The sequence below is a fragment of the Aeromonas sp. S15(2024) genome (genome assembly GCF_041402265.1).
GTDB classification, from domain to species: Bacteria; Pseudomonadota; Gammaproteobacteria; order Enterobacterales; family Aeromonadaceae; genus Aeromonas; species Aeromonas dhakensis.
Genome location: NZ_JBGLQY010000002.1, coordinates 540489 through 558432 on the forward strand (window position 1 = coordinate 540489; position 17944 = coordinate 558432).

The 17944-nt window shown below is 61.2% G+C and carries 13 protein-coding genes; 10 read left to right on the top strand and 3 right to left on the bottom strand.

Features of this window, described 5'->3' with window-relative positions; all coding sequences use genetic code 11:
* Positions 1 to 180 precede the first annotated feature (180 nt).
* From ACB033_RS06525 to ygjK, 4 genes are all read left to right on the top strand, one after another.
* Positions 181 to 1437, top strand: coding sequence for an adenylosuccinate synthetase (locus tag ACB033_RS06525; RefSeq protein WP_005303296.1), 1257 nt, complete (start codon positions 181 to 183; stop codon positions 1435 to 1437).
* Between the two features lie 214 nt (positions 1438 to 1651).
* Positions 1652 to 2188 (top strand): YbhB/YbcL family Raf kinase inhibitor-like protein, encoded by a 537-nt coding sequence (locus ACB033_RS06530; protein ID WP_139725497.1) that lies wholly within the window; start codon positions 1652 to 1654, stop codon positions 2186 to 2188.
* Positions 2189 to 2199: 11 nt separating this feature from the next.
* A complete protein-coding gene (locus ACB033_RS06535; protein WP_139725498.1) occupies positions 2200 to 3012 on the top strand; it encodes a helix-turn-helix transcriptional regulator in 813 nt (270 codons plus the stop codon).
* 184 nt (positions 3013 to 3196) lie between these two features.
* Positions 3197 to 5677, top strand: coding sequence for an alpha-glucosidase (gene ygjK / locus ACB033_RS06540; protein ID WP_139725499.1), 2481 nt, complete (start codon positions 3197 to 3199; stop codon positions 5675 to 5677).
* Positions 5678 to 5755: 78 nt separating this feature from the next.
* On the opposite strand, the gene tyrS is transcribed toward ygjK, so the two are convergent.
* Positions 5756 to 6955 (bottom strand): tyrosine--tRNA ligase, encoded by a 1200-nt coding sequence (gene tyrS / locus ACB033_RS06545; protein ID WP_005303305.1) that lies wholly within the window; start codon positions 6953 to 6955, stop codon positions 5756 to 5758.
* 114 nt (positions 6956 to 7069) lie between these two features.
* Between tyrS and ACB033_RS06550 the strand changes: the two genes are divergently transcribed.
* From ACB033_RS06550 to ACB033_RS06560, 3 genes are all read left to right on the top strand, one after another.
* A complete protein-coding gene (locus ACB033_RS06550) occupies positions 7070 to 8380 on the top strand; it encodes a peptidoglycan DD-metalloendopeptidase family protein (RefSeq protein ID WP_126881336.1) in 1311 nt (436 codons plus the stop codon).
* A gap of 124 nt (positions 8381 to 8504) precedes the next feature.
* Entirely contained in the window at positions 8505 to 9608 is a 1104-nt protein-coding gene (locus ACB033_RS06555; RefSeq protein WP_268000582.1) for an anhydro-N-acetylmuramic acid kinase, read from the top strand.
* 1087 nt (positions 9609 to 10695) lie between these two features.
* A complete protein-coding gene (locus ACB033_RS06560; protein WP_139725415.1) occupies positions 10696 to 11961 on the top strand; it encodes a RidA family protein in 1266 nt (421 codons plus the stop codon).
* Positions 11962 to 12125: 164 nt separating this feature from the next.
* Here the strand turns inward: ACB033_RS06560 and ACB033_RS06565 are convergent, their stop codons facing one another.
* A complete protein-coding gene (locus tag ACB033_RS06565) occupies positions 12126 to 12698 on the bottom strand; it encodes a hypothetical protein (RefSeq protein WP_139725414.1) in 573 nt (190 codons plus the stop codon).
* Between the two features lie 363 nt (positions 12699 to 13061).
* Entirely contained in the window at positions 13062 to 15053 is a 1992-nt protein-coding gene (tkt, locus tag ACB033_RS06570; protein WP_139725413.1) for a transketolase, read from the bottom strand.
* 342 nt (positions 15054 to 15395) lie between these two features.
* On the opposite strand from tkt, the gene metK reads away from it, so the two are divergent.
* From metK to ACB033_RS06585, 3 genes are all read left to right on the top strand, one after another.
* Positions 15396 to 16547, top strand: a complete 1152-nt coding sequence (metK, locus tag ACB033_RS06575; RefSeq protein WP_005303314.1) for a methionine adenosyltransferase — start codon at positions 15396 to 15398, stop codon at positions 16545 to 16547.
* A 69-nt stretch (positions 16548 to 16616) separates the two neighbouring features.
* The gene (locus ACB033_RS06580) at positions 16617 to 17150 is read left to right on the top strand and encodes a SprT family zinc-dependent metalloprotease (protein ID WP_139725412.1); all 534 of its coding nucleotides are present in this window, start codon (positions 16617 to 16619) and stop codon (positions 17148 to 17150) included.
* Positions 17151 to 17223: 73 nt separating this feature from the next.
* Complete coding sequence (locus tag ACB033_RS06585) at positions 17224 to 17925, top strand: endonuclease (RefSeq protein ID WP_139725411.1); 702 nt, start codon at positions 17224 to 17226, stop codon at positions 17923 to 17925.
* Positions 17926 to 17944 lie beyond the last annotated feature (19 nt).

Consider the following 17944-nt stretch of genomic DNA (forward strand, 5'->3'; position numbering starts at 1 on the left):
CTCGTGTGCCGCCACGGCCGCACGGGCCCCTGAGGGGGACGTCGGCACGGCAGCGGGGCGGTTTGCCGATAAATTCGCCGCAATTATATGACTCTCTTATCGGAATTATAAAGATAATTAATTTTTCTAATCCGCCCCGGCCTCCTAGGATGATCGCCTAACGTCTTAGGAGAAAGAGTCATGTCGTCTATCGTAGTCGTAGGTGCCAACTGGGGTGATGAAGGCAAAGGCCGCATCGTGGATTATCTGGCAGGCCAAGCCGGCGCCAGCATTCGCTTCCAGGGCGGCAACAACGCCGGCCATACCGTCGTCAACGACCTTGGCACCTTCAAGCTGCACCAGGTTCCGAGCGGTGTGTTCAACCCGGATTGCCTGGTCGTGCTGGGCCCGGGCATGGTGATCAGCCCCGAGAAACTGACCGTCGAGCTGGACGAAGTGAAAGCCTCCGGCGTCACTCCCAAGCTGGCCATCTCTGATCGCGCCACCCTCTGCCTGCCGCTGCACGCCATGGAAGATACCCTGGAAGAGCAGCGCCTGGGCGACGGCGCCTACGGTTCCACCCGTCAGGGCATCGCCCCCGCCTACGGCGATCGCGTCATGAAGAAAGCGATCCTGGTGGGCTGGCTGAAGCAGCCGGAAGTACTGGTCGAGCGCATTCAATTCTTCCTCGACTGGAAACTGCCGCAGCTCAAGGCCCTCTACCCGACCTTCGAATTCAACCAGACCGCCCAGGAGATGGCCGACTGGCTGCTGGAAGTGTCCGCTCCCTGGATCGACTCCGTCTGCAACGTCAGCATGCCGCTCAAAGCGCTGCAGGCCGAAGGCAAGACCCTGCTGTTCGAAGCCCAGCTGGGCGCCGGCCGTGACCTGATCTACGGCGAATACCCCTGGGTGACCTCCTCCCACGTTTCCGGCGCCTATGCCGGCATCGGTGGCGGCCTGCCGGGTCTGCGTCCCGAGCGCGTCATCGCCGTCGCCAAGGCGTTCAGCACCTCTGTCGGTACCGGCACCCTGCTGACCGCCATGGAGAACCAGGACGAGTTCCGCAAGATCGCCAACGAATTCGGCGCCACCACCGGTCGTCCCCGTGACGTCGGCTACTTCGACGCCGTCGCCACCAAGAACGGTGTCGAGCTGCAGGCTGCCAACGAAGTGGCGCTGACCAAGCTGGACTGCCTGACCGGCCTGCCGGATCTGAAGATCTGCGTCGCCTACGAAGGTGCCCACACCGAGAACCCGATCTGGCCGCAAACTGCCGGTCTGAAGCCGGTTTACGAAGTGATGGAAAGCTGGAGCGAAGACATCACCGGCTGCCGCACCTTCGCCGAGCTGCCCAAAGCAGCTCAGCAGTACGTACTGCGCATCGAAGAGCTGCTGGGCGTACCGGTGCCGATGGTTTCCGTCGGCCCGGGCCGTGACGAGATGATCCTGCGCTAAGTCGCGCGATCAGCTGTCAGCACAGTAAAAAACCGGCATCCATGATGCCGGTTTTTTTATGCCCGAGGGCACCACCGCACTTTCTCAGCGCTCACCAGAAATCAACACAACGACTCACATCATGGCGGCAAGATGGCCACTTTGAGCCGTTAGGTTACTCACCCCCTCCCCCTCTTCGCTAGACTGATCCCATCATCCACCGAGGAGCCTCACCATGAAGATTGCCAAGCGTACCACCCTGCTCTCCCTGCTGTGCGTGGCGGCCCTGCCCGCCAGTGCCATGACCCTGAAGAGCAGCGACATCCACGAAGGCCAGCTGATGGACAAGGCCTTCAGCTTCAACGGCTTTGGCTGCAAGGGGGAGAACCGCTCGCCCCAGCTGAGCTGGCAGGACCTGCCTGCCGGCACCAAGAGTGTCGCCATCACCGCCTATGACCCCGACGCCCCCACCGGCAGCGGCTGGTGGCACTGGCTGGTGGTAAACCTGCCGGCCAGTCAGAGCGAGCTGCCGAGCAACGCCTCCGGCAAGCTCAAGCAGGGGCTGGAGCTTAAGACCGACTTCGGCAGCCAGGGTTACGGCGGCCCCTGCCCGCCCGCCGGCCACGGCATGCACCGCTACCAGTTCACCGCCTGGGCCCTGCCCCAGACCCTGGAGGTGAAGGCAGACACTCCGCCCGCCATGGTAGGCTACATGCTCAACAGCATGGCCCTTGGCAAGGCCACCCTGACCGCCACCTTCGTCACCCCCTAGGAATCCGCCGGATGAGCACGCCGCTGCTGCAATTGCACCACTATCTCGGGATCCGCCAGCAGCCGCTGCACCGGGTGCTCATCTACGCCCCCACCATCATCTGGGTGGAACAGGGTCACAAGCAGTTGTGGTGGCAGGAGAAGCGTCTGGCGTTCGATCAGGCGAGCTGGCTGCTGATCCCGGCCGGCCACCAGCTCACCTTCGTCAACCAGCCGGAGCAGGGCAAGTTTCGCTCCCGCGCGCTGACCCTGCTGACCCCGCCCCCCGTCGAATGGCTCAGCGCCGCCCAGACCGGCCCGCTCAGGGAGCCGCGCCTGGCGGTCAGCCCGGCGCTGGCCTTCTGTTTCGAGCTGGTCTGCTCCATGGCGGATCGGCGGCTCAATGAGGCCACCCAGGCCCAGCTGCTGCAGGGCTTCTATGCCGAGCTGCAGGCCGCCGGCGGGCTCGACCTGCTGTTTCCCGCCCACACCATGACCCTCGGCGAGCGGCTGGCCCGCTACCTCGGGGTGGAGCCGGGCGCCGACCACACCCTGGAGGGGGTGGCACCGCACTTCGCCATGAGCCGCGCCTCCATGGCGCGCAAGCTGGCCGCCGAGGGGCGCAGCTTTCGCCAGCTGCTGACCCAGGTGCGCATGAGCCACGCCCTCACCCTGCTGCAGCAGGGGCTGGCACCGCTGGAGACGGCCCTCGCCTGTGGCTACGACTCCCCCAGCCGCTTTGCCGCCCGCTTCAAGCAGGAGTTCGGCCTGACCCCCTATCAATACCTACGCACCTGCCCCTCCTCCCTCTCGCTGGCTGCCGCCAGACAAGTAAATAGTTACTAAAATATCAAGCTATGTAACCTCGTGTAACCGGGTGATCCGGCTCACACCTGCCCCTCCGGCACTGTGACACAGCGCCAATAATCCCCTCAAAATCGCCCTATAATGGCTCTCGCAAACGGTTTCACTAAAACAAGCACTAAAAAACACCTTCCTTAACCTACAAAAACTGTCATTGGAGCGAGAGATGTTTCGTAAAAGTTTACTATCCGTCACCCTGAGCGTCGCCCTGTTCGGCCTCACTGCCTGCAACGGCAATGACTCCAGCAGCCCGGCCGCCCCCAGCGCCACCCTGGCGAACCAGTATCAGAACGTGATCGACCGCAGCGGTACCCCGCTCCAGTTCCGTGACTTTGACAGCTACTCCAACCTCAAATACAACCCGCTGCTCGATCTCGGCGCCTGGCACGGCTTCCTGCTGCCCGCCAGCGACAGCGAATGGGGCGGCTTTACCGGCCCCATGGTCATCGCCGAGGAGTACAGCCTGTTCTTCGCCAGCGAATTGGACAAGTTGACCCTGAGCGACGAGAGCGGCCGCGCCTTCCCGCTCACCAGCGCCAGCAAGCAGGCGCTGTACGCCATCCCAGGGGCGCTGGTGCAGCGCTTCGAGTTCGAACCCTTCACCCTGGAGCTGGAGCTGCGCTATGGCGATGCCCGCACTGCGCTGGTTCGCACCCGCCTCATCAACCACACTGACGCCCCCCTCACCCTCAAGCTCAACTGGCAGGGGGAGCTGCTCAACCAGTGGGATGCCAACAAGACGGTCGCCGAGCAGTACCCCGCCTGGACCCGCACCATCAGCCAGACCGAGCGCGGCGTGGCATTCCAGTTCGGCAAACTGCGCAGCACCTGGAACATCATGCAAAGCGGCAGCGCCAGCTACCGCATCGATCGCACCCTGCCCAGTCGCACCACCCTCGACGAGCAGGGGCTCGGCTACGTGAGCGAGGCCAGCCTCACCCTGGCCGCCAAGGGCCAGCAGGATATCTACACCCTGCAGAGCTATGTCCACAGCAGTGCTGACGCCGACCGCTTCGAGCAGAGCCGCCAGGCGCTGCTGGCCGACCCCGCCAGCCATTTCGACGACTCCATCCGCCGCTGGGAGGATTACCTGGCGCGCGGCCTCTCCAATCAGGGGATCCCGGAATCGGAGCGGCGCATCGCGGTCAAGGCGATGGAGACCCTCAACGGCAACTGGCGCTCACCGGCCGGCGCAATCCTGCACGACGGGGTGACCCCCTCCAACACCGCCCGCTGGTTCGACGGGGTCTGGGCCTGGGACAGCTGGAAGCACGCCTATGCCATGGCCCACTTCAACCCCGAGGTAGCCAAGAACAACGTGCGCGCCATGTATGACTACCAGATCCAGGCCGATGACCCGGTCCGGCCGCAGGATGCCGGCATGGTGATCGACGCCGTCTTCTACAACAAGCTCGCCGATCGGGGCGGTGATGGCGGCAACTGGAACGAGCGCGACACCAAGCCGCCTCTCTCCGCCTGGGCCATCTGGGAGATCTACAGCGCCACCCAGGACAAGGCCTTCATCGCCGAGATGTATCCGAAGATCCAGGCCTATCACGACTGGTGGTATCGGGCGCGGGACAACAACCGCAACGGCATCATCGAATATGGCGCCACCCGCCACGTCGAGCACAACGACGAGTTCGGCAACATCACCTTCAAGGTGCAGTACCCGACGGGAGCACCGGTCGGGCTGGATCTGTCGAGCTGTACCAATGAGGGTGATGGCTGGTATGGCTGCGCTGGCATGGCGCTCTACCAGCAGGTATTGAGCGTTGGCGGCTACGCCGACATGGATATCGGCGCCCAGCACGGCGCCGGCTGGGAGTCCGGCATGGACAACGCCGCCCGCTTCGGCTTTATCGAGCAGGATCAGCTCAAGCGCTATGCCGACAAGACCTATGGCGGCGACCTGGCCCGTGCGCGGCAGGACTGGAACGTCTTCTTCTTCGAGAACCATCAGGACGATGGCAGCCTCATCGGCTTCTCCATCGATCAGGAGTCGGTGGAGCTCAACGCCTTCCTCGCCAAGGAGAAACGCATCCTGGCCGACATGGCCGAGCTGCTCGGCAAGCCTGACGAGGCGAGCCGCTATCGCGAAGGGGCGACCCAGCTGGCTGGCTATATCAACAGCTGCCTATTCGATGAGGCCTCCGGCTTCTATTACGACCGCCAGATAGCCCAGGGGGATCTGCCCGACGCCAACGGCTGCGTCGGCAAGCTGTTGACCGCCCGCGGCCGCGGCCCGGAAGGGTGGAGTCCGCTCTGGGCCGAGGTGGCGGACCAGGAGAAGGCGGCGCGGGTGCGCGAGGTGATGCTCAATGCCCAGGAGTTCAACACCAGGGTGCCGCTCGGCACGGCGGCGCTGACCAACCCGGCCTATGACCCCGACATCTACTGGCGCGGCCGGGTCTGGCTGGATCAGTTCTACTTCGGGGTGAAGGGGCTGGAGAATTACGGCTATCGCAACGATGCCCAGCAGCTCGTCAACAAGCTGTTTAGCAATGCCGAGGGGCTGGCGGGCAGCGGCCCCATCCGCGAGAACTACAACCCTGAGACCGGCGCCATGCAGGGGGCCAGCAACTTCAGCTGGAGCTCGGCCCACCTCTACATGCTCTATCGCAACTTCCTGAAAACAGAGGGCTGATCCCTATCAGCAGAAATGAGCCAACAAAAAGGCCTCCGCAAGGGAGGCCTTTCTTATGGCGGCGCCGGAGGTGGCGACTTACTTGACGGTCACCCGGGCAAACTTGCGCTTGCCGACCTGGTAGACGGCGGTACCGGCACCGATGAGTGCCTTGCCATCGTCCAGCTTCTCGCCGTCAACCTTCACCGCGCCCTGCTTGATCATCCGCAGTGCTTCGGAGGTGGTGGCCACCAGATCGGCGTCTTTGAGCAGGTTGGCAATCGCCAGCCCTTCGCCTTCCAGTGCCAGCTCGACTTCCGGCATTTCGTCCGGAATGGCGTTCTTGGAGAAGCGCTGGGTGAAGTCTTCGTGGGCCGCTTCGGCCGCCGCCTCGTCGTGATAACGGGCGATGATCTCTTTGGCCAGCCAGATCTTCACGTCGCGCGGGTTGAGGGTGCCGGCGGCAATGCCTGCCTTGAACTCTTCGATTTCAGCCAGCGGACGGAAGGAGAGCAGTTCGTAGTAGTTCCACATCAGATCGTCGGTGATGGACATGATCTTGCCGAACATCTCGCCCGGGGCGTCGTGCACGCCGATGTAGTTGGCAGCGGACTTGGACATCTTCTTGACGCCGTCCAGGCCCACCAGGAGCGGCATCATCAGCACGCACTGGGTCGCCATGCCGGCATCTTTTTGCAGCTCGCGCCCCATCAGCAGGTTGAACTTCTGATCGGTACCGCCCAGCTCGACGTCCGCCTTGAGCGCGACCGAGTCATAGCCTTGCAGCAGCGGATAGAGGAATTCGTGAATGGCGATGGACTGGCCGTTGCTGTAGCGCTTCTTGAAGTCGTCGCGCTCCATCATGCGGGCCACGGTCTGCTTGGCCGCCAGCTTGATCATGCCGGTCGCGCCCAGCTCGCTCAGCCAGGTGGAGTTGTACTCGATGCGGGTCTTGGCCGGGTCGAGGATCTTGAACGCCTGCTCTGCATAGGTGAGGGCGTTGTGCTTGATGGCCTCTTCGGAGAGCGGCGGACGGGTGGCGTTCTTGCCGGAGGGGTCACCCACCATGGCGGTGAAGTCCCCGATCAGCAGGATCACTTCATGGCCCAGATCCTGGAAGGTCTTCAGCTTGTTGAGGATCACGGTATGACCCAGATGAATGTCGGGAGCCGTCGGGTCCATCCCCAACTTGATGCGCAGCGGGCGCCCTTCCTTCAACTTGGCGACCAGTTCTTCTTCCACCAGAATTTCTTCCGCTCCGCGCTTGATCTCGGCTAGCGCCACCTCGAGCTGGGACATTTTTTGACTCTCCAATCACGATTCCACAGGGCCAGACATATTACTGGAATGGCGGGCCAATTGGAAAGGCGGTAAACTCCGACATTCTTCCCGGCTCAACTTCGTCTGCTTCTCATGGTCATTTGGCACGCCTTCAACTCTCTCCCCCACTGGCACCGCAAGATGGTGCTGATCCTGAGCATCATGGTGATGATGCTGGCGGCCTGGCCGAGCGAACAGGCAGTCGCCACAAGGGTCGATGACAACGGCAACGAGCTGGCCATCGAGCAGCAGGTCGACGAGGAGGCGCTGCTGGCCGAAGCCAAGCCCGTCGCCCCACCCAAGCCGAGCTACATCACCAAGCAGGTGAAGGTGCGCAGCGGCGACAACATGGGGGTCATCTTCCAGCGCCTTGGCCTCAGCACCACGGATCTGCACCTCATCGATCAGCTGAACGGCACCGACACCCTGCGCCTGCTCAAGCCAGGCCAGGAGCTCACCTTCAAGCTCACCAAGGGTGGCGAGCTGCACAGCCTCTACTATCCCCACAGCCTGGAGCAGGCGCTCAAGGTGATCCGCAAGGATGAAGGGTTTGTCGCCCGGGCGGTCAAGCTCGAGCTCGACACTCGCGAACAGGTGGCCAAAGGGGAGATCCGCTCCAGCTTCTGGGGCGCCGCCGTCAATGCCGGCATGACCGAGGATCAGATCATGGATCTCGCCGCCATCTTCGGCTGGGACATCGACTTTGCCCAGGATCTGCAACCGGGTGACAGCTTCCGGGTGGTCTACGAGGAGAAATTCCAGGATGACGAGCGGGTTGCTTCCGGCGACATCCTGGCCGCCGAGTTCGTCAACCAGGGTGCCATCTATCGCGCCGTGCTGAACGAGGATGGCAACTACTACACCCCGGATGGCAAGGCGATGCGCAAGAGCTTCCTGCGTGCGCCGGTCAACTTCAAATACATCAGCTCCAACTTCAATCCGCGCCGGCTGCACCCGGTCACCGGCAAGGTACGCCCCCACAACGGCATCGACTACGTGGCGCCGGTGGGCACCCCCATCATGGCGGCCGGTGGCGGCAGCGTGGTGGCCGCCGGCTACAACCAGTTCAACGGCAACTACGTCTTCATCAAGCACGCCGGCAACTACGTGACCAAGTACCTGCACCTCTCCAAGCGCACCGTCAACAAGGGGCAGCGGGTGAAGCAGGGCCAGACCATCGGCCTGCTCGGCGGCACAGGCCGGGTCACCGGGCCGCACCTGCACTATGAATTTGTGGTGGGCGGCGTGCACAAGAACCCGCGCACCCTCAACCTGCCGCAGGCGGAGTCCCTGAGCGGACGGGCGCTGGCCAACTTCAAGGCGCAGGCCATGCCCCAGCTCGCCAAGCTGGACAGCCCGGAGCTGCAGCTGGCCCAGAACAAGCGGGCCAACGGCGGCAATTGACCCACAAGGAGCAGTCATGAGCGAGCGTTATATCGGCTTGATGTCCGGTACCAGAATTCGGCATGGGATCGAGGCCGCACTCTCTCTCAAGTACTTTTTCCCGACCTGCAAGTAAGGAAGCCTGATGACTGAACGCTATATAGGCTTGATGTCCGGTACCAGCATGGATGGCATTGACGCCGTGCTGGTGCTGATCGAGGGGGATGAACTGCGGGTCGAGGCGGCCGTCAGCCACCCCTGGCCCACCGCCCACGAGCTGCACGCACTCAGCACCCCGGGCGACAACGAGATCGATCGCATGGGGGTGGCCGACAACCTGGTCGCCCGCGAATTTGCCGCCGCCACCCACGCCCTGCTGGCCAAGGCAGGGCTGACTCCCAGGGATATTCGCGCCATCGGCAGCCACGGCCAGACCATCCGCCACCGTCCCCAGCTCGGCTTTACCCTGCAGATCGGCAACGCGGCCCTGCTGGCGGCGCTGACCGGTATCGACGTGGTGGCCGATTTTCGCACCATGGACATGGCCCTCGGCGGCCAGGGGGCGCCACTGGTGCCCGCCTTCCATCAGGCCTTCTTTGCACGCCCCGGCGCCCTGCGGGTGGTGCTCAACCTCGGCGGCATCGCCAATATCTCGGTGCTGCCGGGCCAGGCCGACGGCGTCTATGGCTTTGATACCGGCCCGGCCAACACCCTGCTCGACGGTTGGTATCGCCGCCATCACCCCCAGGGGGCCGGTTACGATGCCGGCGGCCAGTGGGCGGCCAGCGGCCAGCTCATCCCCGAGTTGCTGGAGCAGCTCTTGGCCCACCCCTACTTCGCCGCCCCCCACCCCAAGAGCACCGGACGGGAGATGTTCACCCTCGACTGGCTCGATGGCGAGCTGACCGGCCACGCCCATGCCCCGGCGGATGTACAGCGCACCCTGCAGGCGCTCACTTGTCACAGCGTCGCCCGCCAGCTGCCCGCACTGGCTGATGCACAGAGCCAACCCGAGCTGTATGTCTGCGGCGGCGGCGCCCATAACGCCCCGCTGCTGGCGGAGCTGGCCAGCCTGCTGCCCGACTGGCGCATCGCCAACACGGCCGAGCTGGGGATTGCCCCCGACTGGATGGAGGGCGCTGCGTTTGCCTGGCTGGCACAGCGCTTTATCCACCGCCAACCCGGTAACCTGCCGGCTGTCACCGGCGCCAGCCGCCCCGCCGTGCTGGGTGCCCTCTACCCCGCCTGAGCCAGGACTAGCCCAAGGCGCCGCCTGAACAAGGAGGGCAACCTGCCCTCCCATACGCCTGTGCCAGCCGCCCCGCGATACTGGGTGCCCTCTATCCCACCTGAGCCATACCTGGTCCAAGGCGCCGCCTGAACAAGGCACCAGCAACCCAGGCGGCCAACCTCTCAAACACCAGACCCAGTCACGCCGCCCATGGGGCGATACCGGGTTTTTCCGCCAGAACAGGGCAAAGCGGCAGCGCGATCTTGTCCGGGCTCCAGGCACAAGGTTCACACCCGCTGAACCAGCCTGCCCCCCTTGTTGCACCCTTCGCTCGATATCGGCTGGGCTGGAACATCCGTCCTGATATTTGCCCCTGATGGCGCTTGTCCCACGCTGCAATTTCATTGCATAAACCTGACGGGTGCCATCTGGAAAATAACGGCAGCCAATATCTGGCAAATAACGGCTGCCCGCGGCGAGCTTTGCCTGCAAATAAGCCGACAACCATGCAAGATCGCTGAATGATATGTCAGGAGCCGACGAATGGGCACAATAACCGCCCCCGGCTAGCATATTTTCCATGCATATGACAGCCCCTTTCAACGCAATGAAATGCATAGCCATGCATAGTTTTTTGCATTAACAGCGAAATAGTGCCAATCATTAACGCTTTATTCACAGGGCCGATCGCTGAGCATGATGGCGGGAAGCCGCGCCATTCGGCCTTCACCACCATAACGCACTATATGAAGCCATTTATCCCGTCATTTATCGTGCATTGAATGCCATTCTGGCTATATTTCAGAGCGTTGAGCCACCTCATAGAAATGCGATCCCGGTTTGCATCCCCTGAATACCCTTCATAGAATCCTCTCGTCTGAGATAACCAACCCAATCCATACCTCTGTTATCCGATCGCCTGCACAGGCGACCTTGACTCAATATGCGAGGCGATGTTTGCCACCCGTCATTATTTGGCGGGAATGGCCGGCTATTGCCGAAATAAAGAGGAGAGCCCGCTCGTTGGCGAGCCGAGGCGGCCATCAGAAGATGAGGGAGGGTGACCCGTACCTACACCAATAATGATTGAAAAAGGAGTATCGCCATGAGTGGTACCATCATCAAGTCAGCCAGAAATACCGCCAATGCACCGCAGGATCTGAGCCCCAGCACCCAGAGCGTGGCCTTCTCCCACTACAACAATATCTCCGCCCAGCTGCCGGTCGACCCGAAAACGGGCGCACTTGTCGCAGGGGATATCAAGGCGCAGGCCAGACAGTGCCTCACCAATATCAAGGCCATCGTCGAGAGCATCGATCATGTGATGGATGACGTGGTCAAAATCACGGTGTTTCTCAAAGAGATTGCCGATCTCGACGCGGTCAACGCCGTCTATGGCGAATTCTTCCCCCACCTGCTGCCGACCCGCACCGTGCTGGCGGTGGCCGGTCTGCCGCTCGGCGCCGCCGTGCAGATGGACGCGCTCATCTCCAACGGCGAAGGCACCTTCCCGCAGGCCCCCTGCCCGCTGCTGAAGCTCTCCCGTAACAGCGACAAGGCGCCGCAGGATCCGCACTCGACCCATACCGTCGCCTTCTCCCACTACAACAATATCGGTGCCCAGCTGCCGGTCGATGCCGCGTCGGGCCAGCTGGTCGCCGGCGGTATCCAGCAGCAGGCGGAGCAGTGCCTGCGCAACATCAAGCACGTGCTGGAGAGCATCGATGTGCCGTTTGACGATATCGTCAAGGTCACCGTCTATCTGACCAGCCTGGCCGATCTGGACGCTGTCAACGAGGTCTACACCACCTTCTTCCCGGACTCCGCCATTGCCCGTGCCGTCGCCTACCTGCCGGCTCGCAGCGTGATCGTGGCCGCCGCCCTGCCGCTGGGCGCCCGGGTGCAGATGGATGCGGTCATCTCCCACGGTGACGGCACCCCGCCACAGCTGGTGGAAGACAGACACAATCTGGTGATCCGCGCCCGCAATACCGACAAGGCACCGCGCAGCCCCCTGCACACCCAGACTGTCGCCTTCTCTCACTACAACCATATCGCCGGCCAACTGCCGGTTGATCTGGCCACCGACAAGATCCTGACCGGCTGCGTGCGGGAGCAGACCGCCCAATGTCTCAGCCATATCAAGGCGATTGTGGAGAGCATCGGCCATGTGATGGACGATATCGTCAAGGTCAATATCCAGCTCGCCGATATCGCGGATCTGGCCGAGGTGGATGCCATCTATACCAAATACTTCCCGGCCTACCTGCCGGCCCGCGCCGTGATCGCGGTGCGCGAACTGCCCGCCGGCGCCCTGGTGCAGATTGATGCTGTGATGTCCAACGCCGAAAGCACCCCACCGCAGGCATAAGACATGCCCTGAATAATAAAAAGAGACCGGCTGATGGCCGGTCTCTTTTTTTGGTAACACGAGGGAATATTCTTTTTATGGCATCGACACAGATGCCCGAACGTCCAATTATGCTTCGTTAATCGAACCAGTGGGTTAATCTTCGGTTTGTAAAAAGCGTCAAGCTATATAATAGGTTGTTTATCAAAAAGATTACGAATTATATTTCGGCAGTTTTCCAAAGCCCACTGCCAATCACCATGATTTGGTATATCACCATCCCACCACTCCGCATAAAACGTTATATGTCTTAGTTTCTCTAAATCAACAGCTTCACTTCCTGTAATAAATGACTTATCTCTACACATACAGATAAGCGTGGACAAGCTAGGAGAAGGTCCCAAACCATGACTAGGATACAAGCATACCAACCCCTGCCTCATCAACATTCTGGCCAACACTAAAGTCATCCAGTCATTTAACTCTACAGTTTTAAATAGTTCATCAAGTGACTTGGGATTAATATTTTTCTTATGTGTAGCTCTTTCTATTGTTAGATTTACATTATCTCTTATTCTTTCAAGAGATACACTATTGCCATCAAAACTTATTTTTGATACTTCTTTCCATACAAATGGAAGGAATGGACTGAGAATAAAAATCAAAAACATCAAGTTTAATGGTGACACATCATTTAATATGGATATATAAACATGAAATGCTGAAATAAAAATAACTGATATTGCGTAAGCTCTCACAGATAAACTCCATCAGACAAGACAAGAATGACATATTAAATTGACAAATAAAATAATAAAGTATTAATAATGCCTCTATTTTAAAAAATACTTATATATCATCAGCTAGCAATACCAAAAACATTGAAAAATTGATCGCGTTTATCCCACACCATCAAAGGATGGGTTGCCGAGATATCGAAATCCAGCCCTCGTAGAAGGTGAAAGAATCTTTAATGTAATTGGTATAAGCATATAGTGTACATATGAGACCACAAATGAAATCTAAATGATATAAAAACGCCCCCCATCTTGCGACGGAGGGCGTTTTATTTTCCGGCTATTGGGCCTGCGCGGCCCAACGTTCAGGAATTACAGGAGCTGTTACAGGGACTCAGCGGTCGCAACCACATTTTCCACGGTAAAGCCGAATTCCTTGAACAGCAGCTCGGCCGGTGCGGACTCACCGAAGGTGGTCATACCGATGATCTTGCCGCCGAAACCGACGTACTTGTACCAGTAGTCGGCGATGCCGGCTTCGATGGCCACACGCTTGGTGACGGAGGCCGGCAGGACGGACTCTTTGTACTCGGCAGACTGGGCGTCGAACACGTCGGTGGCCGGCATGGAGACCACGCGCACGGCACGGCCCTTGGCAGTCAGCTGCTCATAGGCGGCCACGGCCAGCTCCACTTCGGAACCGGTGGCGATCAGGATCAGCTCAGGCTTGCCGGCGCAATCCTTCAGCACATAGCCACCCTTGGCGGTGTCGGCCAGTTGCTGGACGCTGCGGTCCATCTGGGCCAGGTTCTGACGAGAGAAGATCAGAGAGGTCGGGCCGTCGGTACGCTCGATGGCGTGCTTCCAGGCGATGGCGGATTCAACCTGGTCACACGGGCGCCAAGTGCTCATGTTCGGGGTCAGACGCAGGGAGGCGATCTGCTCGACCGGCTGGTGAGTCGGGCCATCTTCACCCAGACCGATGGAGTCATGGGTGTAAACGAAGATGGCGCGCTGCTTCATCAGGGCGGCCATGCGCAGGGCGTTGCGGGCGTATTCCATGAACATCAGGAAGGTGGCGCCATAGGGGATGAAACCACCGTGCAGGGCGATACCGTTCATGATGGCGGACATGCCGAACTCGCGTACACCGTAGTGGATGTAGTTGCCGGAGGCATCGTCGTTGGTCAGGGACTTGGAGCCGGACCACATGGTCAGGTTGGACGGTGCCAGGTCGGCAGAGCCACCCATGAATTCCGGCAGCAGCTTGCCAAACGCTTCCAGTGCGTTTTGAGACGCTTTACGGGTGGCGATCTTGGCCGGGTTGGCCTGCAGGGTTTCGATGATCTTGGCGGATTCGGCGGCCCAGTTGGCCGGCAGTTCGCCAGCGGTACGGCGCTTGAACTCGGCAGCCAGGGTCGGGTGAGCGGCTTCATAGGCGGCGAACTTGGCAGCCCAGTCGGCTTCCAGTTTGGCGCCCTTCTCCTGACCGTTCCACTCGGCAGCGATGTCGGCCGGGATAACGAACGGTGCGTGGTCCCACTTCAGGAAGGCACGAGCGGCGGCGATTTCGTCGTTGCCCAGCGGTGAGCCGTGGCAGTCGTGGGAGCCGGACTTGTTCGGGGAACCGTAACCGATGATGGTGCGGCAGCAGATCAGGGTCGGCTTGCCGGTCTCGGCCTTGGCGGCTTCGATGGCAGCGTTGATCGCTTCCGGGCTGTGACCGTCAACGGCCGGGATGACGTGCCAGCCGTAGGCTTCGAAGCGCTTGACGGTGTCGTCGGTGAACCAGCCTTCCACGTGACCGTCGATGGAGATGCCGTTGTCATCCCAGAACGCGATCAGTTTGCCCAGTTGCAGGGTACCGGCCAGGGAGCAAGCCTCGTGGGAGATACCTTCCATCAGGCAGCCGTCGCCCATGAAGGCGTAGGTGTAGTGGTCAACGATGTCGTGACCCGGCTGGTTGAACTGCTCGGCCATGGCCTTCTCGGCGATCGCCATGCCCACGGCGTTGGTGATGCCCTGACCCAGCGGACCGGTAGTGGTTTCAACGCCCGGCGCGTAACCGTACTCCGGGTGACCCGGGGTGCGAGAGTGCAGCTGGCGGAAGTTTTTCAGATCGTCGATGGAGAGGTCATAACCGGAGAGGTGCAGCAGGGAGTACAGCAGCATGGAGCCGTGGCCGTTGGAGAGGATGAAACGGTCGCGGTCGGCCCACTTGGGGTTGTTCGGGTTATGTTTCAGGTGGCTGCGCCACAATACTTCGGCGATATCCGCCATTCCCATGGGGGCGCCCGGGTGACCGGAGTTGGCTTTTTGAACGGCATCCATACTCAATGCGCGAATGGCATTGGCAAGCTCTTTACGAGAAGGCATCTGTATCTCCTGCGATTGCTTCATTTGATGGCCAAGATTAAGGCGCGTCATTGTCCCAGCAGGGGGCGCGGCGTGCAAATATTATCTGGGCGAATAAAGCCGCTTTGGGAGCTCAATCGCTTTTCTTGACGGGGCAAACGATTGAGTCGTAACCACTATCTACCCCAAATGGGGTGAAGAACGGATCTTGTTCGGCCAGAGGGCGGCAAAACCAAAATAGTGCTGGCAATCGAGGGGGTCGCTAACTAAAATGGACGTCCAGATGTAGATACCTCTACAATCATCCTATCATCACCCGGTTATTGCTGCGGCGATAACCCCAGACAAGCTGAGAATCCCATCATGGCAAAGCTGTTTACTTCCGAGTCGGTCTCCGAAGGCCATCCCGACAAGATTGCGGATCAGATCTCCGATGCGGTCCTGGACGCCATCCTCAAACAAGACACCAAGGCACGCGTTGCCTGCGAGACCCTGGTCAAGACCGGCATGGTCATGGTGGCCGGTGAAGTAACCACCACCGCCTGGGTAGACATCGAGCAGATCGTGCGCGACACCGTGCGCGAGATCGGCTACACCCACTCCGACATGGGCTTCGATGCCGACTCCTGCGCCGTGCTGAACGCCATCGGCAAGCAGTCCCCGGACATCAACCAGGGCGTTGACCGCAGCGATCCGCTGGAGCAGGGCGCGGGCGACCAGGGCCTGATGTTCGGCTACGCCACCAACGAAACCGACGTACTGATGCCGGCCCCCATCACCTACTCTCACCTGCTGGTGAAGCGTCAGGCCGAAGTGCGCAAGAACGGCACCCTGCCGTGGCTGCGTCCGGATGCCAAGAGCCAGCTGACCTTTGCCTACGACGACGCCGGCAAGATCATCGGTGTGGATGCCGTGGTGCTCTCTACCCAGCACGCCGAATCCATCAGCCACAAAGACCTGGTTGAAGCAGTGCGCGAAGAGATCATCAAGCCGGTGCTGCCGGCCGAGTGGATCAACAAGGACACCAAGTACTTCATCAACCCGACCGGCCGTTTCGTTATCGGCGGCCCCATGGGTGACTGCGGTCTGACCGGTCGCAAGATCATCGTCGACACCTACGGCGGCATGGCCCGTCACGGTGGTGGCGCCTTCTCCGGCAAGGATCCGTCCAAGGTTGACCGCTCCGCTGCCTACGCCGCCCGCTACGTGGCCAAGAACATCGTCGCCGCCGGTCTGGCCGATCGCTGCGAAGTACAGGTCTCCTACGCCATCGGCGTGGCCGAGCCGACCTCCATCAGCGTCGAAACCTTCGGCACTGCCAAGGTGGCCGAGGATCTGCTGGTCAAGCTGGTGCGCGAGCACTTCGAACTGCGTCCGTACGGCCTGATCCAGATGCTGGATCTCAAGCGCCCGATCTACCAGGCCACTGCCGCCTACGGTCACTTCGGTCGCAACGAGTTCCCGTGGGAGCAGACCGACAAGGCCGAACTGCTGCGTTCCGCCGCCGGCCTGTAAGCGTCGCGCTTGTGGTATAAAGGGGAGCCTGGCTCCCCTTTTGCTTGTCCGCCATTTGCCGAGAACCCGATGTCCGCCACCGCTACCCGCCTCGATCCCGCCCTGCACGATCAGTTGCTCACCCGCGTCGACGCCTGTTTTGTGCAGGCCGAAGCGCGCCTTGGCCGCTCCTTTCCCCGCCCGCAAGTGCACTGCAACATGCGCGGTCGGGCGGCGGGATCGGCACGGCTGCAAACCTGGGAGCTGCGCTTCAACCCTGCCCTCTATCAGGCCAACCAGCAGGCGTTTCTGGCCGAGGTGGTGCCCCACGAGGTGGCCCACCTGCTGGTTTATGCCCTGTGGGGCGAAGGGCGTGGCAGATCGCGGGTGCTGCCCCACGGCCGCCAGTGGCAATCTGTGATGCGGGAGCTGTTCGGCCTTGAGCCCAGCACCACCCACAGCTTCGATCTGGCGGTCCTGGCGCAGCCGACCATCCCCTATCGCTGCCTCTGCCAGCAGCATCAGCTGTCGGTGCGCCGCCACAACAAGGTGGTACGCGGCGAGGCCCGCTATCACTGCCGTCGCTGCAAGCAGCCGCTGGAGCGGGTCGTCACCTCGCAGTAAGCCAGCCGGTGTCGCGCCCTTGTGGTAGGGTGCCCGCCATCGTTCGTCAATCATCCCGTTTGCAAGGAATCCCATGCGTTTCATCTCTTCCCTCGCCCTGACCCTGCTGGCCGGTTTGCCGCTGCTCAGCACGCCCCTGCATGCCCAGACCTTTCGCGAAGCCAAGCAGGATCTGGTCAAGCTCTACCAGAGCCAGCCCGCTGTCACCACCATCTACTGCGGCTGCAACATCGACTATCAGGGCAAGAAAATGAGCCCGGATCTGGCCAGCTGCGGCTATGAGCCGCGCAAGCAGCCCAAGCGTGCCGCCCGCATCGAGTGGGAACATGTGGTGCCGGCCTGGGAGTTCGGCCACCAGCTCAAGTGCTGGCAGCAGGGGGGCCGCAAGAACTGCGGCAAAAGCGACGAGTTCAACCAGATGGAGGGGGACATGCACAACCTCTTCCCCGCCGTTGGCGAAGTGAACGGCGATCGGGCCAACTTCCGCTTCTCCGACTGGAACGGCACCCCGGATCAGTACGGCCAGTGCCGGATGCTGGTGGATTTCAAGGAGCGCCGGGTGCAGCCACCCAAGGGGCCGGTACGGGGCCAGATCGCCCGCGCCTACCTCTACATGAGCCAGCAGTATGGGCTGCGTCTGGCGGCGCAACAGCGTAAACTGTTCGAAGCCTGGGACAGGCAGTACCCGGCCGACGGCTGGGAGTGCGAGCGCAATCGCCGCATCGGCAAGCTGCAGGGCAATACCAACCCCTTTATTGAAAAGCAGTGCCAGTAACCCCATTTGACCTGGGAGG